Raw genomic sequence first — 17528 nt, 5'->3', positions numbered from 1 at the left:
CGTCCTCTAAGTGGCTGATAGCGCAACCGGCCTAGCGCGGGGGGAGAAGAGATGGTTGCCGCGTTGAGCTCGCCAAAAAGGTTGTACCAAAATCAATTGACGCGATGGCTGTCGCGGAATTGGTCGATCGGATCGAGACGATGCTGTTGCCGGAGCCACCGGCCGGCGCGGATATGAACTGTGTGAAGCGATCCAGCTCGCAATTGTTGAGTAAATTTAAATTAGTAGAGTCACCGGCGGATCGACATCTAAGGTTGCTGTTAGAAAGGCAGAATCGGCGCTTCAAACCGGCCATCCAGTCAGCTTCTCCGAAAGAATGGGTGAAGCCAGCGTCCACGGAAACAAGGCGTTCGGGTAGTCCTAGTTGTAGCATAAACCATCCTCAACGATAGCACTGGTGAGGGGCGGGTTTTACGACAGAGTCAGTTCGCGACTTCTGCGAGGTCTGGCCAATCTTCCGGTACTAGTGCGGGCGGTTTCGTCCAAGGTCGCTCAACTAAAGCCTCTTGAAACCAAGGATTGCGCAGATTGGCATGCTCGGTGACGATGATCTGAAATCCAGGAGCGTCCTCACGCGCGAATTTATCCAGCAGTTCGAATAGTCGTCTCACCGCTTCGAGATCGGCGTCCTGTTCGGTCTTTTCGATCGAGCCACCGGCTGCTTCATAGGAAGCTTCTGACGGGAAATAGACCTGGGTGGGTTGATCGATCAGCAGGAAGCGCGGTAGAGGCTGGTTCTGGTTCGCAGCGAAGCGATGGAGCGCCAGCAGAGCTGCGAGATGGTTCTCGCCGCCTCCGGTTCGCTGCATTATGATCGGGCGACCGGGGCGGTCGAGCGCGACCGTCAAATTGTGCAGGTCAAGCCGTGCCGGATATTGGCTGAACTCGCCACCAAGTGCCGCGATATAGCCCGACATATGCATCGAGATATTGTTCAACGTCGAGGCAAGCCGGGCGCCTGAATCGTCCGCGCCGATGCGTTGTTCGAGATCAGCGACCCGCGCTCTCAAGCGGCGCTGCTCCTTCTCGAGCCGCGCAAGCTCGGTGTCAGGCAGTAGGCCTTCTAAGAACAGGCTGATTCGGCCGACGACGCGCGAAGCAGCATTGTTACGATTGCCCAATTGTACGATTATTTCGCTCGCCGCGATCGCGCTCGACAGTTCTACCTCTTTGGCCCGGATTTGGTCTCCGATCGTCTGAAGTTCACGCCGCTGCTCGTCCAGATAAGCATCGAGCTGCGGGCGCTCGCCGACGACGGCGTTCATCTCGCGATCGAGCGCCTCCAGATCGGCAAGCAGCAACTTTGCGATCGGGCTTTCCAACGCCAGATTCGCCTCCGCGAACGGCCATTGCCATTCGCCGTCGCCTTGTTGACCGGTAGGGCCTTGATCGAGGTCAGTCGATCATGCTGCTCGACCGCCTCAGTCTGGAATCCATCGGCACGCCTCGCATATTGCTCAGCCGCATCGAGAAGGCGCTGAATTTCTCGACGTTTGCTCGCGCAGCGTCACCAGTTCATTTTCGATACCGGTCAAACGCCTACCATCGTCCTCGGGGACCGGCGTTGGTTTCCAAGTTAGAGCTTCCCGCAACTGGTCGACGATCTTTAGGTCCGCCGCAGGGCCGGCTTGGAGGATGCCGGCCGCCCGCGCTTCGGACTGCAGTCCGATCGCACGCTCCTCCGAGGTGTCGATGGCGGATCTAGCCTCGTCTATCAATTTGGTATTCAGCCGCAGTTCGCGCTGGGCGGCGCGCAACCGAGACTCCAGATTGAACCGATCTCGAGACGACACGCCCAGCAAGATTGGCAACGTGTCCCTGATCGTCTGCGGCTGAAACTGCTCGTTCTGGCGGTAAAAGAGTTGGTCCTTGTTTGCGACGATGGTTTGCTTCTGGAATAGATAGAAATAGGTGTGCTTGATATTGGCGTCATAGCTTTCCCGGCTATTATCCATGGGCACATCGGTAGTGTTTTCCGGAATGCCAAGCCGCCGTGACAGAAGGTTCACCACGCCATCATCATCGTCATTGACCGTGAGATCTTCGAATTCTGGAATGGCGACCTTAGCCCCACGGCGCACCATGGCGAGGCTACAGCTGCCGCGTCCTGGCTCCGGTGCTGGCTTGGCCACAAGCACTTCCTCGCCTTCAAAAGCATAGAGGACCGCGTACCAGGAGACGCGCTCTTGGATGATGACTTCGGGAATATTGAAGGTTGACCGCCCCATGCAATATTCGATGATGTCTGATAGCGCTGACTTGCCGGTCGACGAGCGCCCGGTGATAACGTTGAGGCCGTCATGAAAGGACAGGTCGCGCCGACGGCGGTCATGGCTGTAGATGTGGATCGATTTGATCTTCATGGCCGAACGCCCATCGTCATGTAGAGGGTGCTCCGATCGCCGACGCGGGCGAATTCCTTTCCGACAAAACGCGCGACGCGCTGGCAAGATACTGTCTCGGTAGTGCCGGTGACCGGCTTGCGGATGCCACCCGGCATCGCTTTCAGCCGCCCTTGCGCATCGACAGTGAACAGGCCCATCTGCATCAAGAAGCCCAGAGCTTCAAAGGTGTAGGGTAATAGATTGGTGGCGCGATGTGCGAAGCCAACGAGCAATTCGGGGTGCGCCGCGACAAGCGTCAGCAGATAGCTGCGATTGCCCGCATGCAGGATCTCACGCGAGTGCTTGTGGAGACAGAGTGGCAGCACCAGGAGCACGAGGGAGAAAGGCATGCCGCGTTCGTCCTCTTCTTCATAGCCGCACAACGCGCGCATCAGGACAAGGCCGCAAAAGGCAGGGTTGAAGAGATTGTGAATCTCGACCGGTCGTTCGTCCCACCGCTTCATGCAGCGATCCCAAGCAATTGTCGAAGGCGCTCGAAGAAGCGGGGATGCCAATAGACTCTTGGCCGCGGGCTCGCGTTGGCGAGTATGTGGAAGACCCCCCGCACCACATAGGGCTCGGTGACCCGCTCACGGATGCGTAGTGTCATCGTCTCCATTTCTGCCCAGCGGTAGAGTTCCTTTCCCGCTATAAGGCAGGCCTCTTCATCGCTGGTGTCGCTCAACCGTTCGAAGACGATCTCGCGATAGCGCGTCCACTCGTCGACCAACCGGTTCTCGTATTCCTCGATTCATCGGAAATCAGCAGACTCTCGCGCGCCCAGCTCGAGCGCTGTTCGAAGGCGCGATAATAGTCGACAATAGCATTGCGGATGCGGATCGCCGATAGGTCGAGGACGCGCAATTGCTCGACGAATAGCCGTGGATCATTGGCGACGTCGATCTGGCCGTCGGGTAGGCGTCCCCGGAAAGTGATAGGCAGATTGTCGGTGCGATATTCCTCGGCGATCGCGGACAATTTGTCTGAGACCTCGTACCCATGGACGGGTTCTCTGCGCTCGCCGGTTAGCATCTTGATGGCGAGATCCATCCACCAGCCTTCTAAGCGCTCGAACACGGCCATGCGGGAGTCCCGCCGGATCGTGCGCAGGTGGACGTTGATCAACGCCGGCAGATCGTTGATTCGGGGCGTCGCGTCGATGATGGTGATCCGGTTATAGAAATCTGTGAGCTCGTCTTCACTCAACTGTTCGAGTTCTTCGCGTATCTTGCCGATCAACGCCGATGTACTGGTGGCGAGTATCGCCTGCGCTTGCTCGACCCGATCATTGCCGCCGACCGCGCTTTCGGTGAACAGGGAGAGGAATGTGTCCTCACCGAGCTCGGCCGTCGTAAAGAGCAGGAACTGACCATCGGACGCGATGCCTCCGGTCTTGCGATAATATGACAACCATAGTTGTGCACGATGCGGCCTAGTTTAAGCATCTCTTTGTAAATAAAAGAATTTTGAGAAGTGATCGATCTAGCTGGGGCAGGCAATTGGGAGCGGCCTAGCGTGCATGTGCGTGACCATCATGCTCATTCACGTTAGTCTATATTTGGTTGCCTAGACGCGCGACACGTCACCGTATTCTTTCGATCCCAATCATCAAGCTCATCAGCTGGGTAAAGAACGGCCTTGCCAATCTTGACGAAGGTTGGTCCGATCTTCATTGCTCGCCAATTTCGAAGAGTGCCAATTGAGACACTGCCGCGATATCTTTCGAATACTTCTTCGGCGGTCAGAAACTTTCTGTCGGACATCAACTCCTCCTGACGTGCCTACGAAGCGATCACGCTTGGGAATGCTATTGATCTCCCAATCACTTTCGCACACGATCTGATGGAGCGGATGCCGGATTATTAAAAGAGGCAGATTGCGGCTGTCGTAGAAAAGGATGCTAGGGGACACGCAAAGGCACGTCGGCGATCATCGCCTTTTGAGACCGAACCACGAAACGACTTTCAATCCGCGGATCTCTGTCATGGGCCTATGTTGAAGAAATGCCCGTCAGACTTAATTTGAAGAGCCGGTTTGAAATAATCGGTAAGTATGCGGGGCTCTTAGCCAATCACGTCGTTCCTCTCAAGGCTGAAACAGGGGTTCGATTCCCCTAGGGAGCGCCAGAGATTTCAACGACTTACAGCTTCGCTCGAAAAGTCGTCGAATATGCATCAAAATCGTCCCAGCAATCTCATCCGCGTCGTTGAGTGCGGCGGTCTCGGTCCAATAGCGATGACCAATGCTTTTGAGCAAATACAGATTGTCCTGGTCGAATACAGTAATGCCGCGAGCAGCGGTAAAGGCCCGCTCGATCGGATTGGCGGCCCGTCGCAGTCGATCGAACGTGTGCAGCACGTCCGCTTCGACCGGTTGCGCCAAGGCATCTGAACGAGACGACTTGCGCAATACCGCCACGCCGATTCCTAATTGGTCTGACGCTACGGCGGAGCCTGTGACGACGTACTCGGTTCCTCGTACCCAGCCATTTAACGTTTCGCACAGCCGCTGGGTGTAGAGATCGCGTTGCTGTCTCGTCGAATGCGCAACCGTCGGCACCGGCATCTTGGCCTTCGTAGGCTGAATGCTGGGAATGACGACGTTTACCTGAATCGATATCGGCGCGAGCTCGCTCATTCTGTGCAGCTCACATGGGCCAAGGCCTGATTAGGATCAGGTCAACATCGGACTAGTCCACGTTCATATTTACATTTGTGCGCCACCACGCCGCCTTACGATTCGATGGCTTGAGGGGCCTCGAGGGTCCATCCCTCTGCTGTTGGAGGCACAGAAGCAGCGAGCTCGTTATCAGGAGGCGAAGATAAAGAATAAAACCAAGGCACGGCGAACCACACGAGCGCGATTACCTGCAGGGCGAGGCAGAGACCAAATGCCGTCTGATAGGCGATTACGGGATAGTGACCATCTTGGGGACTCCAATGGCCTACGATTAGTCCGACGCCGTATTGAGCCGCGAAAGCCAAACCGAAGTGCACCAGGTTCAAAGCGCCATTGGCACGTGCGGCGATTTCTAGCGGAAAGTAATCGGCAATGATCGCGTAGCTCAACACCGTGGCTGCCTCCATAACCGATACGATGGACCAAGGCAGGATGGATGGGACCGGTAAACGCAGGCCTCTGGGGGCAAGAACGCAGAATAAGCTGCTCCAATATTGCTTCGCTCGCTTGGCTTCTGCAGTTGAGCGCCGATCAATTGTGATTTCTAACTAGCTTGCTCGGTATGATGCTCGCGCAGTTGAAAACAACGATGGCAGCCATCAACCCGCGTTGTCATCGTTGTCATCCTTGTCGGGGCCGCGCGCCACGAGCCTGAGCGCATCGTTGGGCAGCGGCCGCTGCACCACACATGACATCGATGAGCTGATTGTCGGGCAGTGGTCGCAGGTCCTATGCCGTGGAATTTGCCTACGGGTAAGGCTTCGACGAAGGCAGGCCCCATCTCCGGCGTGATGACGTACTGGCCGTTCGGCTTGCGGTGGTCGGAGGCGAGTTTTGCCAGAAACTTGTTGTAGGAGATGCCGGCCGAAGCGTTGAGCCCTGTCATTTCCTTGATCTTCGCACGGATCGCTAACGCGACGTCCCGGGCTAACGGAATGCCCTGCAGATTTTCGGTCACGTCGAGGTAGGCCTCGTCCAGCGACAACGGCTCGATGATCGAGGTGTGCTCGGCGAAGATTTCACGGATTTGCAGGGAGACCGCCTTGTAGACCTCGAAGCGGGGCTTGACGAAGATCAGATCGGGGCATTGCCGCTTGGCCGTCACCGAAGGCATCGCCGACCTGACGCCGAATTGTCGGGCTTCGTAACTGGCCGCCGCCACCACGCCTCGCTCGCGGGATCCGCCAACGGCCACTGGCTTGCCGCGCAGATCCGAATTGTCGCGCTGCTCGACCGACGCGTAGAAAGCGTCCATGTCGATGTGGATGATCTTCCGCTGGCGGGGCGAGGGCTCTGCCCGATCATTGACCTCGTCGGTCACGTTGTCGGCCCAGCCGGATCTTCCTTGACGCCGCGGGCCACGATCTTGAGCGTTGCGTCCGAAAGGGGCCGCTGCAGCTTTAACGCCTCGTCCGGAGGTGCCGTCATCCAGGCTTCGACTTCGTCCGGCGTCGTTAGGATTACGGGCATGGCCTTCGGATGGATGGCGCCGACCTCGGCGTTCGGCTCCGTCGTGAGGAACGCGAAGAGGTCGTTGGTCGTCTCGCCTTCCTTGACCTTCCGGACGGACGTCCAGTTGGTCCAGATGCCGGCGAAGCAGGCGAGGGGACGGGTCTCGTCGAGCGCGAACCAGATGTCGCCGCCCTCGGCCTTGTTGAACTCGCTGAAAGAGTTGAACGGCACCACGCAGCGGTTTTCCGTTCCGAGCCATCGCGTCCAGTGTTTGCTCTTAACGTTGCGGATGTTGGTCGTACCGCCGTCCGGTTCCATCCGCAGCAGTTCCTTGAAATCCACTGCCTTGCCCTTGGCCTGCAGCTTTTCGGCTCGCTTCTTCGTGGCGTCCATCAGCGCCTTTGATGACGATGGCATCCCCCATCGCGCGGTAGCGAGCTCGCGGCCGTCGGCCCCGTTGCGCACGATCGGTGCCTGGTAGTCGGGAAAAACCCCCGGCATCGGCGCCAGATTTCCAACGTATCGGTTCACGACGCGGAACAGCGCGCTGATCGCGGCTTGGTTGGTCGTGATCGAATAGAGATTGCACATCAGTCAGGTTTCGGTTCGAGGGTGGCGCGGCTGCCAGGCTAGTTGTAGCAGAGTCGCGGATGGACGCCGGCCCGCCTTGGCGCATTTGCGGCAGCGCAGCCGGCTGGCGAGATCGTGCACGAAGGTGGTCGGCGGATGCTTCATCGTCGCAAGGTCGACGTCGCTCGGCGTCTTGCAGCGCGCGCACCTGATCTCCAGCCAGGGGAAGCCTCCGTTCACGGCCTGATCGATGGTCGGCGACGGATCGATCGGTTCGCCGTCACTCCACATCCGCTCGTTCCAGCTTTCGCAAAGCAACCTATCGGCTTGCTGGATCATCGCCTCGCCTTTGGCCCGCATCTCCGCCGATTGAGTAGCCAGGATGTTCGCCATTGCGCGTGCCTTGCCGAGCTCTTTTGCCAGAGCCTTGCGATCACCGCCCGACAGGGGCGTAGGGTGATACTTCGGAGCCATCCAGACATCCTGGCGCAAAGAGATCGGATTGGTAAATCCAGAGTGACTACGGCGTCTCGAACGCCGGCCAGCACCCGTCTTCTTCATGCCTGCCGGTGCGCTGCTGGCAGGTGTTGTCGAGCAGCCGTTAGCGCGACGTCCTTCCAGACCGCGTTGCCGCCATACAATCGGACTGCGTCGGCGGTCTGGATCTCCACCGTCCGCTCGCAGCGGCGGCAGGAGACCCGGAGTACGTGGCGCTGAATTTCCGAAAGTCGTCGCTGCCGCATCTGTGCCCCGGTCGCGCCGGCGCGAGGGTCCTTGAGGACCGCTTCCCAATATTCGGCAGGGAGCGGCGCATCCGGAGCCGCAGCGGTTGGGCCAGGCCAACGGGCGGCTTCAGCGGCCAGCTTTTCCATCTGCTTTGGGGTCGGCATGCGCCAGCTCGCGGGTCGATCGGTCATTCCGAATTAGAACATAAAGAGAACAAAAGTCGAGTCCGCCCATGCGCGTTTCCTGGGAAAATCCTCCTATTGGACGGGTCCCGATGTCGGAACCAAGCCCGGCCGTTCGTCTTGAATCCGGCATCAGTAAATGGAGTTCCCCTGCAATGGCCCCCCGCGCCAACTGGAAAGGCTTCCTGCGTCTGTCCCTGGTTACCTGTCCGGTCGCGCTTTATCCGGCCACATCGGAATCCGAAAAGGTCTCGTTCAACCAGCTCAACCGGAAGACCGGCCACCGCATCAAGTACGCCAAGGTGGACGCCGACACCGGCGAGGAGGTCGAAAACGAGGACATCGTCAAAGGCTACAAGGTCGACACGGACACCTTCATCGAGGTGACGAAGGAAGAGCTTGAGAATGTCGCGCTGGAATCAACGCGAACCATCGAGATCGACGAGTTCGTCGATCGGAGCGAGATCGATCCGCGATATCTGATCCGTCCCTACTACTTGGTGCCGGACGGGAAAGTTGGCCACGACGCCTTCGCCGTCATTAGGGAAACCATCCGCGAGATGAACAAGGTCGCGATCGGTCGCGTGGTCCTGACCAATCGCGAGCACATCATTGCGCTCGAGCCTCTGGACAAGGGGCTGATGGGGACGCTGTTGCGCTATCCTTACGAAGTGCGTTCCGCGGACGAGTATTTCGATGAGATCCAGGATGTCAAAGTGACCAAGGACATGCTCGATCTCGCCAGACACATCGTCAATCAGAAGGCGGGCCATTTCGAGCCGGACAAGTTCGAAGACCAGTACGAAACCGCTCTTATCGATCTCATCAATCAGAAGCGCGCCGGCAAACCCATCACCGCGAAAGCGCGTCCTCGAGGTGAAAACGTCGTGGACCTGATGGACGCGCTGCGCAAGAGCATCGGAAGAGAGGGCGCGGCCGCGCGAGAGGCACCCAAGAAATCAGGCAAAAAGCCTCGTAAGGCCGCAGCTGGGCAGAAGGAAATGCTGATGCCGATTGCCGGCAAGAAGCCGGCGAAAGAGGGCGCGGCGAAGAAGCCGGCGGCCAAGCCGGAGCGAAAATCGGCCTAGCCTGTCATGAAACATCCGGTGGCGCCGGGCGGGACGCGACTGTGGGTGCAGCGCACTATCTGAAAATGTAACATGCCTGAATCCCAAAGTGGGCGAAACCGCGCTAGGATACAATTTTCCCTCGCGGGGGCGTCTCATGTTCGACACGGCAACCACCGCGCTTTTGCGCGCGGTCCTCGATGAAATCTGCGAAGGCATCTCGCAGCGCGAGATTGGTGCGCGGGCTCACGTCGCATCGAAGATCCTAGAAGCTGCGGGCGAGGGCGAAGTCTCTCGCGAGAGGCTTAAGCAGGTTGGCCGAGACGCCCTCTCGCACGCGCCCACGATGTGACGCTGATCGCGGGGGCGCGCGTGAACTTCCAGGTCACGGTCCTGAAGATCCTGGTGGCATATCCGGATGGATTTGCCGTCATGGAGGACCTCAAGCGTGACATGGCCATCTTGGCGACCAGTGGCCGCGACTGGGCGGACCGGACCAGGCGGCTCGCGGCCGGGGTACCCGACCTCGACATCTGGTCACAAGGCCTAGTCGAACGCGTCAGCGGAGGATGGAGGATCACGGACAAAGGACGGGCGGTGCTCGAGGTCATGGAGGCTCGCCCGGCGATGTCTGAGGTTACCCAGGCGCCTTCAGTCGAGGATACCATTGCGATCTCGCCGCCACCCGTTCCTCCGCTGCGGCAGCCCGCTGATCGTGCCAAGCGGCGGCGCGAGCGGCGGGAGCGTCGTCGCGAGGCTCGCGAAAGGGCAAGAGCGAACACTTCTTGACTAGCGAAGGAGGGAAAGAAAAAGCCGCCAGCTAGGCGCGGCGGCTCGATAGTCCCGGACAGTCGATTGCCTCCTTAACCCCAAGCGTACCGCCGTCACCTTGTTTGCGGCAATGCCGACCTGATCTCTCGATCACGTTTCGATTCGGGACGGCGACTGGTGCACCGGTCCCGAGAGCTGGCAGGGCGCGAAATTGCGAGGACGGAAGCCAAACTACGTGCGGTATCGCCAGCCGAGACCAGCCTGCCGGCCGGCGCCACGTCAAGCATCCGGATTTGAACCAAGGGCCTGTTTCTGCCGAGAACAGCACCCGCCATTTGAGCCGTGCTCGGCAACATCGAGGAGGGCGCAGACCTCCGGATACTGGTATGTGATGCTAGGCGGGGGCCTCATAGAATCGAGACGCTTACGAAGAAACGCCAGCACCAGGACCTCGTCGGAGGTGAGCTTGACGTAGTGGCGCTTAAACTTCTGCGCGATCTTGGCTTCGATCAAGGGGCAGGACTACGGAGTCCGGTATGAAGCCAGGAAGACCGGGCACTCGGCCTCGGCGGTGAAGAAGGCCGTCAAGAAGGTCGGGAATTCCGCAAGCGCGTCGAGAAAAAGCTGGGCCGCTGACATGCCTGGCAGGCGTTCAGCACCAGCCCTTCTAATCTGGAGGGCACTCCGGGCAGGTATCACCGATCGAGTTCAGCACATCCCGAACCTTGGCCAAGGCTGCATCGGGGGGGGGGGACGCCTGCCGGCGGGTCTCCACGGGCGATATCGAATGCTCGCTCTCGCGCATGCGGATCGGCGCGATCCTGCATCCAGCCGTGCTCCTCGCACTCGCGGATGGCGGCTTCGTTCAGCACGTTGATCGCCCAACCGCGCAGGGTGCGGATCGCTGGCCATCTCTGCTTGGTCATCAGCATTTTGAATGGTTCTCCCACGCTGAGACGAATCGTTTTGTCCCGCAGACGTTCCCCATCGCTAACACACGACTGGGATTCCGGATCGTGGGATCTCGTGGCTTTTCGAAGGACGAATCTTCCGCCCGGCCAGGGGCTTGGGTGGGTAAGAACGAACTGGAGAGACCGTTTTCCGATACTTCAGACGTCCGAGCTCAGGTGGTTGCTCCTTGTCCGTTTTGCGCGTGCGGCTGTCGCCGCACCGGGCTCTCGTGAACCGAGCCGCGCGGCGTCTCGGCCTTAAGGCTTCGATCCCGCGCGCACGGGCAGATCACGCCCCCGCGGGGCAGAAACGAAAAACCGGACCTTTATGCAGCAGCCACCTGCACAAAGGTCCGGCCTTATCTCAGCTTGCCGCGATACCAAAGGCTGCAAAGGACGCTTCATATCCTTTGGGAGGTCTCGCTTTTTTTATCCGGGTTGCGACCCGAAGGCGGCAATAGATCAGTAGCCGATACGACTACTTCTTTTTCTTTGAAGTCTTCTTTGCAACCTTCTTGGTAGCTGCCTTCGCGGTCTTCTTTGCCTTCTTCGCTTTCTTGGCCATGTCGTCCTCTGTAAGAATTTGCTCTCAGTGAACATGCCCACGCCGTGCATAGACATGCGCACGAGTGAGAAGCTATCACAAAAGCAAAATTGATACCAAGCAGACGTGAAGCCGCATTGAGTCGCTCGCCGGAGGCACTCGCCCTCGGGCCCGCCGTCATTGCATGCCGGCGTCGCTATCACTGCCCTTCGGGTCGGGTGCCTTCTCAACCGGTCTCGCGACTGCACTCGGTCCCGGGTCCCGCCGCTACGCGTCGGCGCTATGCTGACCCTCCTGCGGGTGCCTCTTAGCCGGATCTCGCGACCCTTAGTAGTCTCCGCTTCGCTTCGCCCATACGCTTCTCTTCTTTGTTAACGACGGGAGCCGCGCACCTCGCGCACAAAGCTTCCTGATCCCGCCCGGCACTCTCGCTGCCCAGACGCCGTGGCCCTCAGAAGGGTAGGGGCGCGGCGTGATTCATAATTTTGGCATCGAGCTGCAAGTTGTCCAGACGGGTCGGACACGTGGCCCATTCGGTTCGAGGTCTCCGGCTGTGCGCCGTCATCGAGATTGAGAGTGAGAGTGCGGACCGGGTTCGTCGTGACGGGTCGAAGGTCGGGAGAGAGGCTTCCGGCGCCTGTCGCGGAGAACCGCGATGTCCAGACACACACGAGCTCGCGTTGGCGATGACCGGGCGAGCGTTTACACTGAAATCACCGACAAGATCATCGCAGAATTGGAGGCAGGCCGTATCCCTTGGGTGCAGCCATGGGGAACGGCGCCGATCAAGGCGCCGCTCGCCATGCCGCGCAATGCTTCGACGCTGCGCGGTTATTCCGGAATTAACGTTCTGATTTTGTGGGGCGCCGTTGTCGAGTGCGGCTTCTCCAGCCAGAGCTGGCTGACCTTTCGTCAGGCGCTTGGGCTCGGCGGCCATGTCAGGAAGGGAGAGCGAGGTACGACCGTTGTCTACGCGGATCGCTTTATTCCCGAGGACGAGCGTCGACGTACCGCAGAGACCGGGGAGGAGCCGGGCACGATCCCGTTTCTCAAGCGCTTTACCGTTTTCAACATAGAGCAGTGTGACGGCTTGCCCGAGGACGTCGCTGGCTCGGTCGTCCCGCCGCCGCCGGATCAGATCGAACCGCAGGCGGAAGCGCTGATTGCCGCAACCGGCGCCGACTTCAGAATTGGCGGGGTGCGCGCTTACTACGATACGACCGGCGATTTTGTGCAGGTCCCGCCGCCCGCGGCGTATTTTGAGCCGATCAACTGGCATCGGACCGCGTTCCACGAATTGTCGCATTGGAGTGGAGCTGTTTCCCGGCTTGCTCGTGATCTTTCGGGGTCGTTCGGCTCCAAATCTTACGCGCGCGAGGAACTGGTCGCGGAGATGGCGGGTGCGTTCGTCTGCGCTTCACTTGGCATCGTGCCGACCGTTCGCCACGCTGACTATATCGGCTCCTGGCTGGAGGTGCTGCGTGAGGACAACCGCGCCGTTGTACGGGCGGCGAGCGCGGCGTCGAAGGCCGCCGATTTCCTGCTCGGCTTTCAGCAACGGCCGATCGCCTCCTTCGACGAGGGCGACGAGGAGGCCGCGTAATGCGTCCGCCGGCTGTTTCGGCTGCCTTCGCGGCGGGGCCTCAGAGAGTGAGAGGACAGGCGGTGCAGTTCGGTAGAGTAGGGATGAAGCGCCTTGCCCCGTTGCCAGGGCAGGTTTCTTCATCCCCCGCTCCGAACCGGACGTGCGAGTTTCCCCGCATCCGGCTCTCCATGCGTGGCGTTAGCCACGGGTGGCCCTCACAATGATGCAAGGGCGTTGGTCGCCTCCCAGAACTTGTTGTCTCCTTTAAGAAACCACTCGTCCGGACTGGCATTCCATCCGTTCGGTATGCGAAGGCCCCGATCCGGGTACAGCCGCCGTTTGGCATCAGCAAACTGAGCGAGCTTCTTTTCGCCCATTCGCCATCCGCTGCTTTTCCCTCCCGACTCGGTGTAGACTCGGCGCAGCTTCCTTCTCGACGCTGTGCCGTGCTTCTTGCCGAGCCAGGATTTCAGGCGCCAGTACAGCCACCAGTCGTTCGTGGCGAACTCCTTCCATGCCCGTGAGGCATATCGGTAGTAGTTGCGCCAACCGATGATGACTGGATTGAGATCGTCAATGAGGTCGGCGAGGGTGAAGCCGGTAGGCGTTTCCCGCACCTTGGCCTTGACCTTGTCACGCAGTAGCTGCGACTTGCTCTTCGGGATGAAGAGCATGCCGACGCGGCGTCCGGTGAGACGCATCTTTTCCTGCGAGACCCGATATCCGAGGAAGTCAAAGCCTTCCCGGACATCAGTGATCTTGGTTTTCTCCATCGACAATTCCATACGCAGCTCCTCTTTGAGGAACTGCGCCAGCGCCAGGCGCTCTTGTTCAGCATCCTGAAGTGTTCCCTGCACGAGGACGACGAAGTCGTCCGCGTAACGCACCACGTAAAAGCCCGGCCGACCACGTTTGTAGTCGGACTGCAGGCGCTGTTGCGCCCGCTCGCGAGTCTTGTCGCGTGGAGTGGGAATCCAGCGCTTATATCTCTCGTCGATGGCCGTGAGATAAACGTTGGCCAAGAGCGGCGAGATGATACCCCCTTGCGGGGTACCGGTTACCGGATGCCGAAGACTGCCTTCGATCATGATGTCGGCTTTCAGGAAGGCGAGGACGAGCCGCAGGACCTTGCGGTCCTGGATGCGGCGTCGAACCCGATCCATCAGCACGTGATGATCGATAGCATCGAAGCAGCCCTTGATGTCGCCCTCGATCACATACCGGGTCCGCGAAGGACCGGCCGATGTCGGGTTTAACCTGTGTCGCACTCTGGACAGTGCGTCATGGGTGCTTCGGCCGGGGCGGAAGCCGTATGAGGTCGGATAAAAATCCGCCTCGAAGATTGGCTCCAACACCAGCTTGAGCGTCATTTGGACCAGTCGGTCTTTGAGCGTGGGTATGCCTAATGGGCGGAATTTTCCCGGCTTGCCCGGCTTCGGAATCAGCCTTTGCCGGACAGGTTGAGGGCAGTAGATTCCTTGTCGCAGTTCTCGCCGGATATCCTCCAGAAAGCCTGCGACACCATCGGGCCGCTCTTCGACCTTTTTTCGCGTCACGTTGTCCGTGCCCGGAGTGTTGCTGCCCCTGTTACGGGCCAGCCGTTCCCAAGCACGAAGCAGCGTTCGGCGATCGCATACGATGTTGAACAGATCTGCAAACCTCTTGTCGGGGTCCGCAGCACTCCACCGATACAGCTTGCGCTGCATGTCGAGAATGAACTCGGTATTCACCGTGTTGGACAAGTTGTCCGTCTCCTGCTTGCAAGTTGTACTCACTGCCCGCCTTCGCCGTGTGGACGGCTTTCCCGTCCTCGGACTACTATGCGGGCTCCGACTCCGCCACGCGTGTTCGCCGGTCGCTTCGGCCATCCGTCCCCGAGGGGAGCGGAAACGCAGGCGGTCTCCCAAGTTCCACCGTTGCTCCTTGTCCGCTTTAGGAGCCGACTCTACCCCGTGTGGATTCCGGCCTCCGGGCCTTGCAGGCTTTCCCGGCTGCTGACGTCGGGTTACCCCGACGTCCCTGATGCGCACCCATCAATTGCACATCAGCGCTCCACAAATCTTTCGACTCGCTCACCCACTTCCGAGTTGGTGAGACGCCTCCTGACGGGGCTTCGGCCATCGGTTCGGTTTCCCTCTCCGTGGCGGACTCGCTAGCCGGACCGCTGTTGGGATCGGAAGTCCCCTCACGTCCGGCATTAGCGGGTTCTGCTGATGTACGGCCTCCCGGAAGCCCCCGGTCGGCCTTCACCCACTCGCTTCGCGCCCCACGCTGCACCGTGTGGCGGGGAGGTTCAGTCTCACCCTCCGGAGCTGTTCGGTAGTTGAGCGTCTAACTTCCGTGTGTTTCTCCTTTCTGGTCAGAGAGTTAGAGGGCTGCGCTTGGCGCACTGACGGGTTGGAGGTCGAGAGAGAGCCTTTCGGCCGCCCGTCGCGGAGAATCCGACATGGCTAGCGCCGTTCAGAAGATCAAACTCAGTCCATCCCGGGACATTCCCTTCAACAAGCTGGTCTTGAGCCAGTCCAATGTTCGCCGGGTCAAGGCCGGCGTCTCTATCGAGCAACTGGCCGAGAGCATTGCGCAGCGTACCTTGCTACAAAGCCTCAGCGTCCGTGCCGTCGTCGATGCCGACGGCATGGAGACCGGCATGTTCGAGGTTCCAGCGGGCGGGCGGCGGTACCGCGCCCTTGAACTGTTGGTGAAGCAGAAGCGCATGGCGAAGACCCAAGCGGTCCCCTGTGTGATCAGGGATGGCGGTATCGCTGAGGACGACTCGCTTGCGGAAAACGACGAGCGTATCGGCCTGCATCCACTCGATCAATTCCGCGCGTTCCAGACCCTCCGCCATGGCGGTATGAGCGAAGAGGAGATCGCCGCACGGCATTTCGTGGCGCCGGCGGTCGTCAAGCAGCGCCTCCGCCTGGCGTCGGTCTCGCCAAAGCTGCACGACGTCTATGCCGAAGACGGCATGACACTCGAGCAGCTCATGGCGTTCTCGGTCACAGCCGATCACGCGCGCCAGGAGCAAGTCTGGGAGAACGTCAGCCGCTCCGGCTATGACGAGCCTTACCAGATCCGCCGGCTACTCACTGAGAACACCGTGCGCGGGTCCGATCGCCGGGCGCAGTTTGTGGGCCTCGATACCTATCAGCACGCGGGTGGCGGCGTTCTGCTGGATTTGTTCGAGCACGACGACGGCGGCTGGCTTCAGGACGTCGTATTGCTCGACCGCCTCGTAACCGAAAAGCTCAAAGCCGAAGCTGAGGCGATTGCTGCCGAAGGCTGGAAGTGGATCTCAGTCGCCGTAGAGTTCCCCTACGGTCACACCCAAGGCCTACGAGAAATCGAAGGCAAACCTGTCGATCTCTCGCCTGAGGAGCAGGCCACCATCGACGCGCTGAACGCCGAGCAGGCCAAGCTTGAAACCGAATACCAGGACGCGGACGAATTGCCCGACGAAGTCGATCAGCGTCTCGGCGAAATCGAGTCGGCACTGGCGGCGTTCGAAGACCGGCCGATGCTTTACGAACCGACCGAGATCGCCCGAGCTGGTGTCTTCATCAGCGTCGACTCCGAAGGACGTCTCGCCGTGGACCGGGGTTACGTCCGGCCGGAGGACGAGATGCCGACATCCGATCCTGATGCCGAGCAGGGCGCCGACGCGTTGTCGACCGAAGGTCCAGAAGTGGGTCCGTCCGTCCAGCGCACGGTCATCGCGGTCGCGGGTAGCGATCCTGATCCCGAAGAGTCTGATGAGGACGCGGCCAAGCCTCTGCCGGATCGGCTGATCACCGAGCTGACGGCGCATCGGACACTGGCCTTGCGCGATGCCCTGGCAGAAAATCCTGCGATCGCGTTCCAGGCGGTCCTGCACAACTTCGTGCTGACAGCCTTTTACCGGTTCGCATCGTCTGGGAGCTGTCTTGAGATCGGCCTTCGCACGCCGAACTTTCCCGCTCAAGCTCCTGGGTTGAGAGAAAGCGTGTCTGCGAAGGCGGTCGAGGCGCGGCATGAGACCTGGAAGGCACGGTTGCCGAAGAGCGAAAACGATCTCTGGGATGCGCTCACGGCTCTTGATGGTGGTGCACAGGCATCGCTGTTCGCCCATTGTGCATCATTTGCCGTCAACGCCGTCTATGAGCCGGCGAATCGCTACAATCAGGGGCGCGTCTCCGCTAACGGTGTCCGCAGCCGTCTCGACCAGGCTGATGTGCTGGCGCGCGCGGTCGGGCTCGACATGGTGCAGGCCGGCTGGCGACCGACCGTCGACAACTATCTCGGCCGGGTTACCAGGCCGCGTATTCTCGATGCGGTGCGGGAGGCCAAGGGCGAGTCGTCGGCGCAACTGATCGACCACCTGAAGAAGGCCGACATGGCCAAGGAGGCCGAGCGCCTTTTGGATGGCTCGGGTTGGTTGCCGGAGCCCTTGCGTCTCGTCGATCCCGATGTGGCGCCGGTGGAGCTGGAGGGCGAAGCGGGCTCGCTGCCCGAATTCCTCACCGACGAAGAGGATCAGGAGACCGCCGGCGACGAAGATCCGCAACAGCTCGACGCGGCTGAGTGACATCACAGAGGGGGACGGCTCCGGCCGTCCCGCGGTTGCTTGGGGACCGGTGCA

General features: G+C 60.1%; 14 protein-coding genes and 5 pseudogenes. 6 read left to right on the top strand and 13 right to left on the bottom strand.

Annotation, left to right across the window (positions count from 1 at the left end; translation table 11 throughout):
• Window positions 1–422: 422 nt before the first annotated feature.
• The 11 genes and pseudogenes from ACVISU_RS17415 to ACVISU_RS17365 all read right to left on the bottom strand — a co-directional run bounded on the left by ACVISU_RS17415 (window position 423) and on the right by ACVISU_RS17365 (window position 8002).
• A complete protein-coding gene (locus ACVISU_RS17415) occupies window positions 423–1322 on the bottom strand; it encodes a DUF3732 domain-containing protein (protein ID WP_456707734.1) in 900 nt (299 codons plus the stop codon).
• Between the two features lie 135 nt (window positions 1323–1457).
• Window positions 1458–2363 (bottom strand): AAA family ATPase, encoded by a 906-nt coding sequence (locus ACVISU_RS17410; protein ID WP_456707733.1) that lies wholly within the window; start codon window positions 2361–2363, stop codon window positions 1458–1460.
• Window positions 2360–2848, bottom strand: a complete 489-nt coding sequence (locus ACVISU_RS17405) for a three component ABC system middle component (RefSeq protein ID WP_456707732.1) — start codon at window positions 2846–2848, stop codon at window positions 2360–2362. The genes ACVISU_RS17410 and ACVISU_RS17405 overlap by 4 nt, the downstream gene beginning before the upstream one ends.
• Window positions 2845–3416: pseudogene (locus tag ACVISU_RS17400) on the bottom strand (ABC-three component system protein). The gene ACVISU_RS17405 and the pseudogene ACVISU_RS17400 overlap by 4 nt, the downstream one beginning before the upstream one ends.
• 515 nt (window positions 3417–3931) lie before the next feature.
• On the bottom strand, window positions 3932–4147 hold the full coding sequence (locus tag ACVISU_RS17395) for a DNA-binding protein (protein ID WP_456707731.1): 216 nt from the start codon (window positions 4145–4147) through the stop codon (window positions 3932–3934).
• Window positions 4148–4469: 322 nt separating this feature from the next.
• On the bottom strand, window positions 4470–5021 hold the full coding sequence (locus ACVISU_RS17390) for a hypothetical protein (RefSeq protein ID WP_456707730.1): 552 nt from the start codon (window positions 5019–5021) through the stop codon (window positions 4470–4472).
• A gap of 95 nt (window positions 5022–5116) precedes the next feature.
• Entirely contained in the window at window positions 5117–5452 is a 336-nt protein-coding gene (locus tag ACVISU_RS17385; RefSeq protein ID WP_456707729.1) for a hypothetical protein, read from the bottom strand.
• Between the two features lie 311 nt (window positions 5453–5763).
• Window positions 5764–6384: pseudogene (dinB, locus tag ACVISU_RS17380) on the bottom strand (DNA polymerase IV); the annotation flags it as partial.
• Window positions 6381–7106, bottom strand: a complete 726-nt coding sequence (locus tag ACVISU_RS17375) for an SOS response-associated peptidase (RefSeq protein ID WP_456707728.1) — start codon at window positions 7104–7106, stop codon at window positions 6381–6383. The gene ACVISU_RS17375 and the pseudogene dinB, both read right to left, overlap by 4 nt.
• 3 nt (window positions 7107–7109) lie before the next feature.
• A complete protein-coding gene (locus ACVISU_RS17370) occupies window positions 7110–7559 on the bottom strand; it encodes a hypothetical protein (protein WP_456707727.1) in 450 nt (149 codons plus the stop codon).
• A 46-nt stretch (window positions 7560–7605) separates the two neighbouring features.
• A pseudogene (locus ACVISU_RS17365) lies at window positions 7606–8002 on the bottom strand (hypothetical protein).
• Between the two features lie 146 nt (window positions 8003–8148).
• On the opposite strand from ACVISU_RS17365, the gene ku reads away from it, so the two are divergent.
• The 4 genes and pseudogenes from ku (at window position 8149) to ACVISU_RS17345 (ending at window position 10467) form a co-directional block, all read left to right on the top strand.
• On the top strand, window positions 8149–9081 hold the full coding sequence (gene ku / locus ACVISU_RS17360) for a non-homologous end joining protein Ku (RefSeq protein ID WP_456710844.1): 933 nt from the start codon (window positions 8149–8151) through the stop codon (window positions 9079–9081).
• 136 nt (window positions 9082–9217) lie between these two features.
• Window positions 9218–9412: a hypothetical protein gene (locus ACVISU_RS17355; RefSeq protein ID WP_456707726.1), complete on the top strand. Its 195-nt coding sequence runs from the start codon at window positions 9218–9220 to the stop codon at window positions 9410–9412.
• A gap of 20 nt (window positions 9413–9432) precedes the next feature.
• The gene (locus ACVISU_RS17350; RefSeq protein ID WP_456710843.1) at window positions 9433–9849 is read left to right on the top strand and encodes a hypothetical protein; all 417 of its coding nucleotides are present in this window, start codon (window positions 9433–9435) and stop codon (window positions 9847–9849) included.
• 478 nt (window positions 9850–10327) lie between these two features.
• Window positions 10328–10467, top strand: a pseudogene (locus ACVISU_RS17345) (DUF3606 domain-containing protein).
• Between the two features lie 31 nt (window positions 10468–10498).
• Here ACVISU_RS17345 and ACVISU_RS17340 read toward each other — a convergent pair.
• Window positions 10499–10763 (bottom strand): annotated as a pseudogene (locus ACVISU_RS17340) (hypothetical protein).
• A gap of 1217 nt (window positions 10764–11980) precedes the next feature.
• Here ACVISU_RS17340 and ACVISU_RS17335 point away from each other — a divergent pair.
• Window positions 11981–12928, top strand: coding sequence for an ArdC family protein (locus tag ACVISU_RS17335; protein ID WP_456707725.1), 948 nt, complete (start codon window positions 11981–11983; stop codon window positions 12926–12928).
• Between the two features lie 197 nt (window positions 12929–13125).
• Here the strand turns inward: ACVISU_RS17335 and ltrA are convergent, their stop codons facing one another.
• The gene (gene ltrA / locus ACVISU_RS17330) at window positions 13126–14652 is read right to left on the bottom strand and encodes a group II intron reverse transcriptase/maturase (protein ID WP_456707724.1); all 1527 of its coding nucleotides are present in this window, start codon (window positions 14650–14652) and stop codon (window positions 13126–13128) included.
• Window positions 14653–15356: 704 nt separating this feature from the next.
• Between ltrA and ACVISU_RS17325 the strand changes: the two genes are divergently transcribed.
• On the top strand, window positions 15357–17474 hold the full coding sequence (locus ACVISU_RS17325; protein ID WP_456707723.1) for a ParB/RepB/Spo0J family partition protein: 2118 nt from the start codon (window positions 15357–15359) through the stop codon (window positions 17472–17474).
• Window positions 17475–17528 lie beyond the last annotated feature (54 nt).

It is taken from the genome of Bradyrhizobium sp. USDA 4452 (assembly GCF_054063575.1).
Note: the sequence above shows the minus strand (reverse complement) of the source record. Positions and strands in the feature narration are given on the sequence as shown.